This is a genomic window from Paenibacillus sp. JT22N1 (assembly GCF_059692155.1).
In genome coordinates this window covers 122,668-137,638 of sequence record NZ_JCAUAW010000013.1, presented here as the reverse complement: position 1 = coordinate 137,638, position 14,971 = coordinate 122,668, and the positions used below count along the sequence as shown (strand labels likewise).

The 14,971-nt window shown below is 46.2% G+C and carries 8 protein-coding genes and 1 pseudogene; 1 reads left to right on the top strand and 8 read right to left on the bottom strand.

Annotated elements, in window-relative coordinates; translation table 11 throughout:
- Nucleotides 1-26 precede the first annotated feature (26 nt).
- The 7 genes and pseudogenes from AC58UU_RS24340 to AC58UU_RS24310 all read right to left on the bottom strand — a co-directional run bounded on the left by AC58UU_RS24340 (nt 27) and on the right by AC58UU_RS24310 (nt 8,923).
- A complete protein-coding gene (locus AC58UU_RS24340; protein WP_497319729.1) occupies nt 27-329 on the bottom strand; it encodes a glycoside hydrolase family 30 beta sandwich domain-containing protein in 303 nt (100 codons plus the stop codon).
- Nucleotides 312-1,234: pseudogene (locus AC58UU_RS24335) on the bottom strand (glycoside hydrolase family 30 protein); the annotation flags it as partial. The pseudogene AC58UU_RS24335 and the gene AC58UU_RS24340, both read right to left, overlap by 18 nt.
- 251 nt (nt 1,235-1,485) lie before the next feature.
- Complete coding sequence (locus AC58UU_RS24330) at nt 1,486-2,832, bottom strand: glycoside hydrolase family 30 protein (protein WP_497319523.1); 1,347 nt, start codon at nt 2,830-2,832, stop codon at nt 1,486-1,488.
- Nucleotides 2,833-2,937: 105 nt separating this feature from the next.
- Entirely contained in the window at nt 2,938-4,515 is a 1,578-nt protein-coding gene (locus AC58UU_RS24325) for an extracellular solute-binding protein (RefSeq protein ID WP_497319521.1), read from the bottom strand.
- Between the two features lie 57 nt (nt 4,516-4,572).
- On the bottom strand, nt 4,573-5,463 hold the full coding sequence (locus AC58UU_RS24320) for a carbohydrate ABC transporter permease (RefSeq protein WP_497319519.1): 891 nt from the start codon (nt 5,461-5,463) through the stop codon (nt 4,573-4,575).
- Between the two features lie 54 nt (nt 5,464-5,517).
- On the bottom strand, nt 5,518-6,441 hold the full coding sequence (locus AC58UU_RS24315) for an ABC transporter permease (protein ID WP_171644061.1): 924 nt from the start codon (nt 6,439-6,441) through the stop codon (nt 5,518-5,520).
- Between the two features lie 166 nt (nt 6,442-6,607).
- Nucleotides 6,608-8,923, bottom strand: coding sequence for a helix-turn-helix domain-containing protein (locus AC58UU_RS24310; protein WP_497319518.1), 2,316 nt, complete (start codon nt 8,921-8,923; stop codon nt 6,608-6,610).
- A gap of 202 nt (nt 8,924-9,125) precedes the next feature.
- On the opposite strand from AC58UU_RS24310, the gene AC58UU_RS24305 reads away from it, so the two are divergent.
- Nucleotides 9,126-10,145: a LacI family DNA-binding transcriptional regulator gene (locus AC58UU_RS24305; protein WP_497319728.1), complete on the top strand. Its 1,020-nt coding sequence runs from the start codon at nt 9,126-9,128 to the stop codon at nt 10,143-10,145.
- A gap of 136 nt (nt 10,146-10,281) precedes the next feature.
- Here the strand turns inward: AC58UU_RS24305 and AC58UU_RS24300 are convergent, their stop codons facing one another.
- The gene (locus AC58UU_RS24300) at nt 10,282-13,980 is read right to left on the bottom strand and encodes an FIMAH domain-containing protein (protein ID WP_497319517.1); all 3,699 of its coding nucleotides are present in this window, start codon (nt 13,978-13,980) and stop codon (nt 10,282-10,284) included.
- Nucleotides 13,981-14,971 lie beyond the last annotated feature (991 nt).

Genomic DNA, 14,971 nt, shown 5'->3' with positions numbered 1-14,971 from the left:
TATGACTGCATTCTGGATATCTCGCCTTACTTCGCGCCTCTCTTCTCTCCCGTCCATAAAAATGTAGCTGCCGCGCCTGCAGGAAGCGTGTATGAAAAAGACTTGCTGCCCCGCATCACCTTGAACGACCTGCTCTCCGCAGCCGAATTAAACGCGATGAGCACCTCGGATCCGTCAAGATTTCGGAAAGCGACATCCTCGATATTTCCGCTGCCAAGCGTGTTCGAATCAATCCTATATGCTCCTGCCCTTACAAACTTACTCGCATGCCCAAATGCATAAAACTCCGGGTTATAAGAGATCGCCCCGTTCTTTTGATCGATTTTCACGAAACCGCGACAATCGGGACAGCCCCCGTTCTTGGGCCCGAACGATTCATCAAGGGCCAAATTCCACTTCAGCACCGTCTTTGCCCAATAGCGAGTCGAGCCGATAATGAGGTTCTGCATATCCCATTTCAGACTGCCTGCGAAATCAGGGGCCCATTCTCCGCCTGAGCTCTCCGTGAAGTAAATATCTTTGTTCGGAAACAAATCGTGCACCTTCTGCTGGCTGGACACATCACCTGCATAGCCGTGGAAAGCCGATCCAGCAATGTATTTGTTTGCTTCCGGGTCGATCAGAATCTGTATCGGGTAGTAGGGTTCATCCCAGTTGTGATCCCATATCACGATCTTCGTTCCAAGCTTTGCCTTCTCGAAGGCCGGACCCAGATGCGATTTGATAAAATTCGCTTGGTCCGCCGGTTCCATCCTCATGCCCGGGTATCCGTCAGGCTCGAAGTGGGGCTCATTCTGCGGTGTAATAGCATCGATTGATAGCCCTTCTGCTGCATAGGCCTGAACGAACTTCGTGAAATAATCAGCGTAGGCTTGATAAAAGTCGGGATTCAAGCTTCCTTTAATCAAGGATCCTGACGTCTTCATCCAGGCCGGTGCGCTCCAGGGAGAGCCCATGATTTTCAAGTCCGGATTGAGTTCCTTGGCCTTGCTCAGGGTCGGGATGATGTATGCTTTGTCATATCGATCGAAAAGTTCTGCAGCTTCGGATCCGTCTGCCCTTCTGGCATATCATCGTACGTGTAGCTCTTTAACGAGAAATCCGTGGCTCCCATTGGGAGCCGCAAATAACTTATGCCGATGCCTTGCTTATGATCGAACAACTTATTCATCAGATCACTTCTTTGCTCAGGATTCAGCTTGTTTGCAATCAACCAGGCGGACGAATCCGTCATAGCCGCACCGAAACCGTCGATCTGCTGATACACCTTCTCTCCATCGATGACAATGGTAGAATCATTCGGTGTGTTGTCCTTTACCCAAGCCAGATCCGCTTCTTGATGAAGCAGCTTACTTTGATCGGCTGTGGTAATCCACACGTTCACTGGGCTTTGCGATGAATGAAGACCGTACTTAAGGAAGCCGAGCATCGCTATCAGTACAATGATAATGCCCACCACAATCGGTGTTCGCATTAATTTTCTCATCATTGTTCCCACTTAAAAGTAACTGCCGCTTCCCCATCAATCTTGTATTCGAAGGTCCTTTCATGGATTGCAACGGCGAACGTTTTCGGCTTCGTAGTCCGATTTGAAACAATCAACACCTTGGAACCATCCTCATTGCGAAACGCTACCGTTTCTAAGTCATCTTCAAACGTATTCGAAGCGATCCGATAAGCACCCGGACTCACGAACTTGCTGATATGGCCAAGAGTGTAGTAATCAAGATTATAAGTAAGCTCCCCTGTCTGCTGATTGATCTTGACCACGCCGCGGCACGTGCTTCGCGACAGGACGGTAGGCCCGTTGTTCTCATCCAGAGCTATGTTCCACCAAATAACAGACTTCGACCAGTTTCTTGTCGTGCGGATCACATGCTTCATTTGGTCCATGAAAGCGTCGTGGAACGGCGGAATCCACTGCCCTCCGGACGCCTCGGTAAACCAAACATCCTTGTCCGGGAACTGCTCCTTGATCTGCGACATGGCCTCATGCCGCCCTCCATACACGTGCCATGCGGTTCCCGCGACATACTTGCTTGCTTCGGGGTCTTCGTAGATCTCGCGAGGATGGCCGGGGACGTCCCAGTTATGGTCATAGCACATGATCTTGGTCGTCTGCTCCCGCTTAGCCAGCCGTGGTCCCAAATGTGACTTGATAAACGCGGCTTCTTCTGCCGGCTTCACAATCATACCCGGGTATTCCTTCGGCTCGTAGCCCGGTTCATTTTGCATTGTAACGGCATAGATCGGAATCCCTTCTGCTTGATAGGCATCTAGAAACTTGACGAAATAGTCTGCGTAAATCCCGTAGCAATCCGGCTTCAACGTGCCGCCGATCATCGCGTCGGAAGTCTTCATCCAGCCCGGTGCGCTCCATGGCGAAGCCATCACCTTGAGCTCAGGGTTCAGCTGCAAAGCCTGATGGAGAACAGGTAAAATGTAATTCCGATCGTGATTGATTGAAAACCGCGCAAGCTCATAGTCGCTTTCTCCAGGCTCAACATCGTCATAGCTATAGATCTTCCACGCGAAATCACTTGCTCCCATCGGCTGACGTATGAACGAAACCCCAATGCCCTCTTCCCGGTCAAAAAGCTTCCGCATGAGTTCATCTCTAAGCTCCTCGGATAAAGCATGAACCACTAGCCAGGCTGAAGCATCGGTAAAAGAAGCTCCAAAACCGTCCATCTGTTGATAGGTGACCGCCTCGTCAATGGTGATGACGTAATCAGTAATTACCTTATTGCTTTCAGAAAATGTAATCGATTCCATTTGCACCAGTTTTTTCGACCCATCAATCGTTGATTGCCATACTTGTACGGTGGTCATTATGCCAGCTCCTCTACAAATTCTAAAAAACAAGAGGCCAACGGCCAGCGCAGGCGTTAACGCCTGATGCTGCCCTTTCGGCCCCATGCTCTTTGCTTGTTATTCTTACTTAATGCCTTTTTCGTCGTAGTAAGCCGTAGCTTGCTTCTTCACATAATCGAGAACTTTATCGATGCCAGCAGATTTCAGTTTATCCTGGTAAGTCTTGAGTGCTTGGTCCACATTCGGTACCAAACCCATCATGAGCGGCTTGCCGTATTGATCGATAACTTGATTGACAGCAGCGTACTCTGTCTTCACTGCATCGTAGTCCATGGATATCGGCGAGAAAATGTCTGGCTTGCTCATCTTGGAGAATTCTTCGTTCAGCTTATCCAGACCGTCCCAACCGCCGACGCCCGCTTTCATAAGCGGCTTGTTTCTCCAGCCCCAATCCGCGATACCGTAGCCTTGAACCTTCGCAGCATCCTGGGTTTTGGAAGGAGTGACGATATTTTTACCGTCGTTGATCAAATCATAGTGATAGCCCTCAAGGCCGTAGGTGATCAGGTTATAATACTTCGCATCGGTTCTGATCTTCTCCAGTACCATGAGCGAACGCTCCGGGTTGGCTGCGCTTTTCGGAATCGCCATACCATTGGCAATACCCATCGTCGGCATAGCGAAGCCTTGCATGCGTGTGTACGGGAAGTATCCGATCTCCACCTTCGGATCTTTCTTCTGAACGTCAGTGATGAATCCAGCTGCGCCCGGAGGGTTGCGCCAGTAAATAGCACCTGTGCCCGTCTTGATCAGATCGCCAGCTTCTTGTTTAGAGGACAGTGTGTTCTTTGACCAGTAGCCTTTGTCCGCCCATTCCTTCATTTTCTTCACCCAAGCCTCATATTCCGGTGTGAATGGGTAAGCGACAATATCTCTTGGGCTGTTATAGTTTTTAGCTACTACAACACCGCTCTCACCACCGATTGTCTGGTAGCCTTGAACTGCGGAGAATAAAGTGCTAATTTCGTTCCATGCACTTCCGTTGATCGGGATAACGTTCTGCTTATTTTTCTTGACGCCATCCAAATACGCCTCGATGGAAGCCAGATCTTTGATTTCTGGAAGGTTCAACTCTTTTCTCCAGTCCTCGCGGTAGACAATTCCGTTCGGCGTGTATTCCGGGTTCGTGTTGGGAACCGCGTAAATTTTACCGCCGATGGTGACGTCACTCCAATCCTGCGCCGAAACTTGCTTTTGAACCTGAGGCGCATACTTGGGAAGCAGAGCAGTCAGATCCGTGAATGCACCCTGTTTGGCATACTTGAAGTAGCCTGCCCATGAGGAGGCAAAGATCATATCGATTTTCTCACCAGCTGTCAGCAGCAGGTTGTACTTGGTTTGCCAATCGTTCCAAGTGGTGAAGTTCAATTTAACCGTTGCGTTCAGATCCTTCTTCAGCATTTTATTGAATTCGTCCATAACCTTAGGTGTATCCTTATTGGCATCACCTACCAAATACCATACGAGCTCAACCGATTTTGAAATATCCGGTCCTGTCGCTGCAGGCGCTGCGCTTTGGTTTCCTTCCGTCTTCGCAGGTGTAGTTGTATCAGGCTTTGTTCCGGTACTGCTGCTGCAACCCGACAAAGTGATTGCAGCCAGCATGACGCCTGCTAGAATAGTTCCGATCTTTCTTTTCATTTATGACTCCTCCTTAAAAGTGGACAAACGATATCTATGTTAGCCGTTAAACCGGTTCTAACCTTTGACTGCGCCGATAGTCAGTCCTTTGACGAAGTACTTTTGCACAAATGGATACAGAAGTACGATCGGCCCTGTAACGACGACGGCAACTGCCATCTTCAGCGTCTCGGCAGGGGCTTTGAAATTGACGGCAGCCAAATTTGCGGCGATGTCCGTACGCAGTACGGCGGCATTCGCTAGAATCTTGTACAAAAAGAACTGCAGCGGAAACTTGCTTTCCGTCGTGATGAAGATGTTGGCGGTAAACCAATCGTTCCAATAGCCAAGAGCAAGGAACAATCCGATCGTAGCTAGCCCTGGTGTTGATAAGGGAAGGATCAGGCGGCTGTAGATCGTAAAATCGTTTGCGCCGTCGATTCGAGCCGACTCAACGATGGAGTCAGGAATCGATTTCATAAAGTTCTTCATAAGAATGATATTCCAGGCACTAATGAGTGCGGGAATCAACATGGCCAGATAGCTGTCTTTCCAATCCAGATACTTAACGATAAGAATGTACCATGGGATCAAGCCCCCGCTGAACAATGTCGTAAAGTACATGAAGAATGCGACTGAGTTACGGTATTTGAAATCTTTACGAGCGAGCACGTATCCCGCCATGGACGTAAGGAACAAGCCGAAGATTGTTCCAATGACGGTAAGGCAAATTGTCACCCCATAGGCGCGGAAAATTTGCTCAGGGTTGGTGAAGACCGCCTTGTATGCGTCGATAGATAGGTCGTTCGGCCAAAGCTTAAACCCTTCCCCGATGATTTCATTCTCCGACGTAAACGAACCCGAAATAATTAACCAGAACGGCAGCAGGCAGAGTATGGTCAAGATCGCTACCGTTCCATAAGCGATGACCATAAAAGCCATCGTCGCCGAGTCTTTTTTGCGTCTCACGGTAGTCCCTCCTAAGAGTTTTGCTTCAGCAAAACTGGCTTCGTAAGCATTTGCTTAGAACAATGCGTAATCTTCGCGGACTTTTTTCACAATAAAGTTGACCGTCATCACTAACAGGAAGCCAAAGAACGATTGGTACAAGCCTGCAGCCGATCCCATTCCAATGTCAAAATTGACCGCCAACGCCCGATATACATAGGTATCGATAATGTCCGTCGCATCATACAACATGCCGTTGTTGCCGATGATCTGATAGAACAGGTCAAACTGCCCTTTGAGAATACCGCCAAGACTGAAAATGACGAGCAAAATAAAGGTTGGGGTTAAAAGCGGAATCGTGATATGACGAATTTGTTGAAAAATATGAGCTCCGTCAATTTCCGCTGCTTCGTAATACTCATCGCTGATGCTCATAATGGCGGCCAAGTAAATAACCGTTCCGTACCCGAGACCTTTCCAGACATTGAAGAAGACAATGATGTACTTCCACGGTTCCGTATTCAAATAGAAGTCATACGGCTGCGCCCCTAGCTGTTTCAACAAAGTATTGATAACGCCGGTATCGGAGTTAAACAAGTTGAAAACGAAAGCGCCTACAAGAACCCACGAAATGAAAAACGGCAGAAACATAATGGATTGCGTTGCTTTCTTAAAATATTTGTTGGCAATCTGGCTTAAGAAGATCGCACAGACCAACTGCAGGAAGTTACCGATAAAAATAAAGGCCAAATTATACACGACCGTATTTTTCGTCAAGTTCCATAGCGTACCTGATTGATACAAAAACTTAAAGTTCATCATACCGATGAATTCGCTTCCAAATATCCCACCGTCGAAGCTGAACTTCGTGAAGGCCAGATAAATTCCCGCCATAGGAATATAGCTGAATACGATAAAAAAAAGGATCGCAGGAGCTACCATCAGAAACATGATTTTGTTCCTGGACAATTCCGCCCAGAAGCCTTTTAAAGCTGTCATCGCTTACTCACCTCCGAACTCTTGGATTGTGTTTGTTGTTTGCAAGGCCAATCTTAGGCCTTCTACCAAGGCTGGAGCAACTATAAATATGCGATCATTATCATTTTTTGCTTCATTATGAAGAGCTTTTCTCCGCATCAGATCACTTTTTCCGATGTTTGGGAACTCAACTGATCTCTCGAACCCCTTCTTCCTGCAATCGTCCGTTTTTGCGGAAGTCAACCGGTGTTACACCGTTGATTTTTTTAAACGCTTTGTAGAAATACGGACTGTTTGAAAAACCTGATTTTTCCGCAATATCCCCTATGGGAAGCTCAGTTGTAAGCAATAACGTTCTCGCTTGGTCCATTCTTACTTCAATGATGTAATTCAGAATCGTGTTTAACGTATGTTTCTTAAATAACCGTCCGATATAGGTTGCGGACAACCCCATCTCCTCGGCAATGGATTCCAAGGAGAGCTCTTGAAACATATATTTCTGCTGCACAATAGCGATGATTTTACCCACCACTTCGTCGTGCCTTGTGTTCTTCTTCTCTTCCAGGCTGGCTGATACACGCTCAAATACATCGAAGAACGGACGGTACATGTCCTCGACTAGTTCCGCATCGTTAAGACTGGAAAGCAGCGCATTGATATTCAAATCCCAGAAGATATCGTTATTCTTTTGAATCGTGGAAACTGCGTTGTTCACGGCAAATGCCAAGTGCGATACAGCCAGATGATATGACATATAGGAATAACCGGCCGTTTCTTCGACGATCTCGCGGAATATGCGCGATGCTTCGGTAATTCGACCCATCATTAGCTCTTCGATCAGCACCTTCTCTTTGGAGATCGGGTACACATAAGATTTGGCCTTCAGCGACTCGATTTGCTCCGCGTAAATAAGACACTCATGACCGAAGAAAAGCCGATGGAATAAGGCTGCCGTCGCCTGAGTGTACAAGCGGCTGACGCTTCGAGCATCATCACCGGTCATACTCACCGCAATTGAAACGGATACTTTAATGTAATCCGACACAAAGGATTGAATTTGACGCCATAGGCTCTCTGGCAGGACAGAATGACTATTCGGAGCGGGTTCCTCTATATTGAGTAGAATCGCAATACGGTCATCTCCCATATCAACGGCAAAGGAAGGACAGTAGGCATTCAATAACTCTTGAGCGATGTTCATAATCCCAATCTTGAGCAGGCTCCTGTCGCCGACGCTGTATCTCTCCACTAGCTCCCGATAACCGTCAATCTTCAGCACCGTCACGGCAAAATGATTCTTGGCATCCAAATGAATTTCATACAACCTGAACTTCTCGTCCAGGCAATGAGGATTACTGCTGCCCGATCCCAGAAGCAGATTGCGAACCAGATCTTGTCGCAGCGCCATGGAATGGTTTCTTCGTTCCGTCTCAAGTGTTGTCAGCTTCACTAACTTGCGGTTTACATTCAAGGACAATTTTCGCGAAATCAGGTAGGAAGTCAGAAGTCCAAGAAGTAGAATAGCAACTGCGATTGCAATCGTATAGAGCCTCATATGATTAATGCCGCTCGTTATGGCGCTGTAAGGGGCAATTCTAATATATCGCCAGCCCAGAACATCAGGAGCTGTATACGTCACTAAGGATTTAACCCCATCCACATCGGAGACGAAATATCCTTCAGATTCGCCGCTTCCGAGCACCACTTGGATGTACGGTTTATGGGTAAGGTCCGTCAGCATAGCATTCTTCCAGCTGTTCGTGACGAGGACTCCGCGATCGTTGATGATAAACGTATTTTTGTCCGAAGTGGCGATCATACCATCGATATTTTTGTGCATCTGCGTTTCGGATATATTAACGATAATGACGTTCTTTTCATCTTTATGGGAAAGAGTGTCGTACAACAGGAAGGTATAACAATCCCGTTCCTTCTCTTGATTGTTCAGCATGAGGCTCTCAAACGGAATTTTACGCGGGATTGGCATTAACGTCTTGTAATCCGAAACATGCTTAACCATTTCTACGGCTGTCGTATCGTAAAACTCATTCGATTTCCAAACCGAATTAGCACTGATCTCTGCGCTCGTATAAAACGTATCTGTCTGGTAGTTATATATGTAGATGGAATCAATAAAAAGGGATGTAGCTCGATAGGAGTTCAGTTGAGCCATCGCCGTACTTGTATCGAGAGGATCTCCTGACGAAAAGTAAAGCAACTTGGACACATTCATGTCGTTATATATTTGTTTGGCAAACGTGTTGGCGTTAACCGCCATGATGGAAGCTTCTTGGCTTGTTTGTGCTAGATTATTCAATGTGGATCTGTACGTCTGGTTGAGGGAAATATCTTCGAAATAAACATGTAGAATTCCCGACAGCATCACAATCGTTAAAGCGATGGTCAACGTAAAAGACCGAAAAATAGAAGCGGAGAATTTCACGTTGGAATTGGACGTTTTTATTTTCAACATCGTCACCTCGTTAATTGAAATCGATTTCATTTAATTATAAACTAGCATGAAACCGTATTCAATTTGTTTTTACATTCGTTTTTATATCTCAATATCAGCTTTCAAACCGCTGTCATGATGTATATGATAGGTTAGATGCATCCTTTGTTGAAATCGATTTCAATCTAACTTATACTTGGTGTACAGAGCACACAATATGTTTACTATGGATAGAAGGTTGATACTCATGGATATGAAATTCAAAATTGTTGACGTCGCCACCAGAGCAGGAGTTGCTCCCGCTACGGTTTCACGCGTTCTCAATGACAGCAGTAAGGTTACGCCTAAAACAAGAGACAAAGTCATGAAAATCATTAATGAACTCGGTTATCAACCCAATGCCGCCGCAAAAAATCTTCGTTCGCAAAAAACAATGACAATAGGGGTCATTGTTCCTGATATCAGCAACTCCTACTTTTCCGAAATCATTAAAGGTATTGAAAACATTGCTTATTCAAAGAAGTATAAAGTGGTGATTTGTGATACCGAAAATAATGAAGAAAAAGAACTAGAATTCTTGAATTTGTTAACTACACGCACCATCGACGGCGTCATTATGGTTGCACCCATGATATCTAACGAAGTCATCTTACAAATTGCCGATAATGGGTATACCATTGGCATTGTTGGAAAGCAGATTGATCATGACCGAATCCCCTGCATTGTAACTGATAATGTGAAATTTTCGATGAAGGTTATAACTCATTTAGTGGAACTTGGCCATCAAGAGATTGCATTTATTAACGGGTCTGCCCATGCTGTTGACAGTTATGATCGTTTAGAAGGCTATTTGAAAGCTTTAAGAGAGCATCACATTCCGTTTCGTCCCGAATTAATTGAAAACGGCAACTTTAATGAAACGGGCGGATATGAAGCCATTCATCGACTTTTTGCTAAAAAGATACCCTTTACTGCCGTTTATTCAGCAAATGACGAGATGGCACTTGGCGTATATCGGGCATGCTCAGAACTTGGTATCCAAATCCCGATGCAGTTAGCTGTTGTCGGGGTAGATAATAATCGAATCAGTAAATATATCACCCCTCCGTTAAGCACAGTGAATCAGCCGAAGTACACCATGGGTGCTCTTCTCGTCGAGAAATTAATCGACATGATGAATGAGAACGAATATGCGGAGAATCGTGTTTTTAAAGTGGATTCTGAACTACTGATACGCGGCTCCTCCGACTATGAAAAAAATGGGCAGGAATGATCCCCTGTCCATTTTTTAACTATTTAATTCCCCCGCAATTTTTCAACACGAATTTCTAAATCTTTTGATCATAAAAAAAGCATCCGGCCTTCAACAATGGCCGGATGCTTTTGCATCTACAATATGTTAATGTTCGTTACTTCGCGGACCATGCCTTGATCAAAGCGTTGGCGTCAGCCGTGAGGATGGTCTTTACTGTTTCGGAGATGTTCTCCACCATCGACTTGTTATTCAGATGCTTCAGGAAATCCTGCATATGTTTAGCCGCTTTGTCTTTGTCGCCTTTGCCCAATTGATGCAGCGCCTGATCCAGGCTGTTGCGCAATTGGTTAACCAGCGGTCCCTTCAATTCGCCGGCATTGGCATAGCGGTCAATCAAGCTGGACAACCCTTCGGGGGTGGCTGCAATGGTAAAACGGACAGATTCATCCGTCTTATTGCCGGCTTGATCGGTGATGACAATCTTCAGACTATGGAGGCCAGGCTTGCCGGCCAAATCAACGGAAGTGCCGTTGTCCAAACGCTTTCCGTCCAGCACAAGTTCCTGGTTCGCTATACCGGAAAGTGGATCGCTCGCATTCAAGAGCAGCGCAATCGGACGGTCGTCGGAGAAAACAGCGCCTTCCGCAAGCGGTTCCCCGTTTGCCGTCAGCACAAAGGTCGGCTTCGTTTTGTCAATCTGGACGATTAGCTCCTTCGTTTGCTCGATGTTGCCTGCAGCGTCGACCGAGCGGAACTGCAGCCGATACACGCCTTCGTTATTGAAAGCGATTGACCCGATATAGGTTTGCCATTCCGAGTTATCCCCCACCTTGTATTCCGTTTTCGCTACAGCGGAGAGATCGTCATGTGCCGTCAGTGCAACGGACCCATCCGTGTTCAGCCAGCCGTTCCGCAGCGCCGGTTCGATCCGTGCTTCCGTTTTGGGCGGAGTCACATCTTGCGGATCTATCACTAAGGTCGGTGCCGAAATCATAAACTTGCGAGAGTTCGGGTCAGTTCCCTTTGACCTTACGGCAATTTTGGACACATCGGTTATGCTACTTGGTAAAGTATAGCTTGTTACGCCTTCCGGTAAGTCAGCAAGTACTATTGTGCCATTATAAACTGTATAACCTTCGCTTAAGATATTGGAGTCCCACTTCAGTATTTTAGCTGAGCTGTTAGTTTCAATAGTAAGATTCTGTGGAGGAATTGGCGCATTAAACACTTGAACCTGTGTAAGGCGTGGAGGTCCTGTTAGATCCGTACCGGAATTGCCGCCGGATGCGTTCTCTACCGTTACCTTTATATATCTGGAATGATAGGTTTTACCCAGGTTAATTGGGTGGGAACCATCTTCCAAATCAGTACCTCCATTATCGTTGCCTGTTGCATACGTATAACCTTGGGTAGACTGTCTATCCACTTGTTTAAACGACATTGCGTCAAATTCGGCAGCCGATGTATGGTTTCCAAAATCATCAGATACATAAACGGTTGCGCCTTTTAACCTGGTGGATTTTGCAAATAGTCTTAATTGGCTAAAATCCATGGCCTGGCCAAGGTCAATGACGAAACTGCCTTTTCTCTCTCCGTCGGTACCTAGCCATGAATAATTTCCGATTTGATTCAGACTGGTGACGTTGGTTACATTCCATTTTGTCGGGTCTTCCAATACACCGTTCACCAGTTTGTTTGCATTGCCGTATTCGTTAGCCATAGCAGATTGTATCTGAATCGGGTTGGCACCTTCTATCCGGCCTACGTTATACGTTTTTTTATTAAGGGCAAGGTTGACAGAAGACAAACCTGATGCCACCTTACTTATGGTGATATCGGCAAGTTGAAGCGAAGCGTCATAGGCAGAGTTGGTTCCGTTAGCGGAGCTGCGGTAAATGCCCCATTTGGGACGCAAATATTGATCAAATGCAGCTGGATACTCCGTCTCGAAGCCGCCTGTTCTTTCAGGTCTTCTCCATATGTCTTTCGTACCGTCGCTCGCACCTTTGTTTGTAAACACTTGATAAACATCCGGGCTATCAAAAGTGTATACCTTACCGGTTACCCTATCCGTAATCTTAATTGTGAACCAGCCGCTATCCGAAATAAGCGCGTTAAGTTCAACCTTAATCCAGTGGCCATCGATTTCTTTTAACGGAATTCTCATCATGGTCTTATCGCCGTCATATCGGTTATGATTCACGACCAGATCCCTGCTGTTCGTTCCCGAAATCGACATCGCGAGGATATAGGCGCCATTTTCTCCGCCGTTGTTTCCTCCCGGTAAAGTATCGGTCGCTTGACGATTCACAGCCTTCAACTGGAAGATATGTCGGAAGTTTGACTGATTCCACTGGTTGCCGTCCGGAATATTCCAAAGCCATTCATAGGAAACCAAGTCGCCTTCATAGGCTACAAAATCGCCGTTTGAATCTTCGCTGGGGCGAATTTCAATTCGCTGCCTGTCCGTGACAGCCGCTCCGTCAACCACATAGCCTAAATTCCGGTCAAAAACACCTTTGTGGCCATACTCGCCGTCACGAACCTTATCAAGGAATTCATTATTCAAACCTCTGCCGTTGGCAAGGACCTTGAACACATTTTTTTGCAAAGTACTATCCCAAATACTCTTAATATGGTCGTCGGCCGCAGTCGCCTGAGGCTGATTACCGTAAAAGTCGTGGTATGCGTCTCTTATCCTTTTAGTCACGCCTTCTACTGGCTCGTCCGTCCCCATTGCGCCGCCCAAAATGTTATAAGGAGATACGCCTTCAATTGCGTTCATCTTGATCGTCTTGTCATTCGTACCAAACCCGCGGGCTGTTACATCCAATGCAAATATGGATGGGTTACCGCTGTTAAAATGAAAGTTGAATTCATTCGTGCCGAGTGGCAGTTTGGCAAGGTATGGAAGCGAGAATGTAACCGTGCTGCCAGTTAACGAGTAATCGATATTCGGGCGAAGCGTAGTATCGCCTTTGGTAATGCTCGTTAGCGTCTGTCCGCTAGCAAAGCTTATATATGTAGATTTAGGTGCGACCTGATCCCATGTACTGTAGGTATCCTTAGCCGGTACCAGTTCGGTTGAATTAGATACCGAATCTTTGCCGTAGATAACCAAGCCGGATATACCCATCATTGAACTTGTATCATTTGCGCGCTTATCGCTAGGACCAACCAGTACTGTATTGATCATCACATAACGTGCTGTAAACGGATACAAGAATGTCTTGGTATCATAGCCCCATTGTTGTCCGTTGTAAGTTACATAAGACCATAAACCTTCCGTTTCCGTCCCGCCAGCCAACGTCCAGCCGGTTGCCTTCCAATTGTAATTGTTCGCCGTATCGGAGGCCGTGGGAGCACTTGCCCAAGAATTGGGGTCATTTGTGTAATAAACCTCAAATCTTGTTGCATTGCTTTGGATATTAGCAATTGTGTTAGGTATTTCAAGGTAAAGTTTATCAATCGTTTTTGGAGCGCCTAAGTCGAGGGTCAATGCCAATGAGGATGGCGAATAGTTACTCATATAGACATTTGAGCTTGAATTACGCCAGTAGCCGCTGCCTCCCGATCGCAAAGCGTCTACACCAGGATGATCAGCTGATTCCGAACTTACCTTGAGATTCACGCCTGCTTGTGGTGTAAAAAGAGACGGAGCCAACAGGTTGACTGAACCGGTTGCTGAGGGATTATAAACAGCATCCGTTACTGAAGAGTTGATTTTGTTGATATCTGGCGTATTGGCATGAACCGTTGATGCTGGAAGAACAGACAGATTAATAAACGAAAATGCAAGTGCAAATGAAAGAACTGAGCTTACTATCTTTTTTTGAACTTGTTGCTTAAACATTTGAAAGCCTCCTTATTTTCGTAATATTAAACGTCTACAGTTTCTGCGCCCATTTATTCGGAAGTGCCTGATTAAGCGTGTTTTCTGAGCTTAATCGTCACTCGCGCATGGGACGGTCTGCTGAGAAGTCGATTTTCGGCTTCTCAGACTCAACTGCGAGCTTCGGCTCGCCGAGCTCTCGCTGAAAGCGCGGTTTCCGCCCCTATTTGTTCGGGGCTGCCCGATTAAGCGCGTTTTCCGCGCTTAATCGTCACTCGCGCATGGGACGGTCTGCTGAGAAGTCGACTTTCGGCTTCTCAGACTCAACTGGCGAGCTTCGGCTCGCCGAGCTCTCGCTGAAAGCGCGGTTTCCGCGCCTATTTGTTCGGAGGTTTCCGAATAAGCGCGTTTTCCGAGCTTAATCCGCACGGACGTGCGAGACGGTCTGCTGAGAAGCCGATTTCTGGCTTCTCAGACTCAACTGGCGAGCTTCGGCTCGCCAAGCTCTCGCTGAAAGCGCGGTTTCCGCGCCTATAAAAAAACAATTCTGCTTACAACAAATAAAATCCGACTTTACTTCTTCACATTATGAACCCCTTCTTTCCTCATTTTTGCGATACTAGTAAACGCTTTCAATTACCATCATAATGAATCATTGAGATTTCTGTATTAGTTAATTTATGATACACATGGAATTTTTTACGATTTTACATGCGCTGATCTCTTAAGCAGCAAGCAAAGCAAAAACGCTCAACCTCCCCGACTGTAAATAATCGGCTTAAGTTAAACGTTTCATGCATCCTTATCTTATTCTCACTCTATTAATTTCACATTGAGAGGTATCAGAGACCCACTTTTCGTTTCTCCTCCCCCTCGTGTCTTCACCCACAACTCTTGTTGCTAGAACCATTTGAAAAATATCCCCTCCTATACCAACGGAAACTTTGGTTATAACGGTTGTTTCGTTTGTAATGTAATGATGTTGTCTGTTAACATTTTCCATGGGTATAAA

What these genes read in the sequence shown, in the direction of transcription:
- AC58UU_RS24330 (WP_497319523.1), bottom strand. Translation starts at nt 2,832, where the DNA reads ATGACCACCGTACAAGTATGGCAATCAACGATTGATGGGTCGAAAAAA.
- AC58UU_RS24325 (WP_497319521.1), bottom strand. Translation starts at nt 4,515, where the DNA reads ATGAAAAGAAAGATCGGAACTATTCTAGCAGGCGTCATGCTGGCTGCA.
- AC58UU_RS24315 (WP_171644061.1), bottom strand. Translation starts at nt 6,441, where the DNA reads ATGACAGCTTTAAAAGGCTTCTGGGCGGAATTGTCCAGGAACAAAATC.
- AC58UU_RS24310 (WP_497319518.1), bottom strand. Translation starts at nt 8,923, where the DNA reads ATGAAATCGATTTCAATTAACGAGGTGACGATGTTGAAAATAAAAACG.
- AC58UU_RS24305 (WP_497319728.1), top strand. Translation starts at nt 9,126, where the DNA reads ATGAAATTCAAAATTGTTGACGTCGCCACCAGAGCAGGAGTTGCTCCC.
- AC58UU_RS24300 (WP_497319517.1), bottom strand. Translation starts at nt 13,980, where the DNA reads ATGTTTAAGCAACAAGTTCAAAAAAAGATAGTAAGCTCAGTTCTTTCA.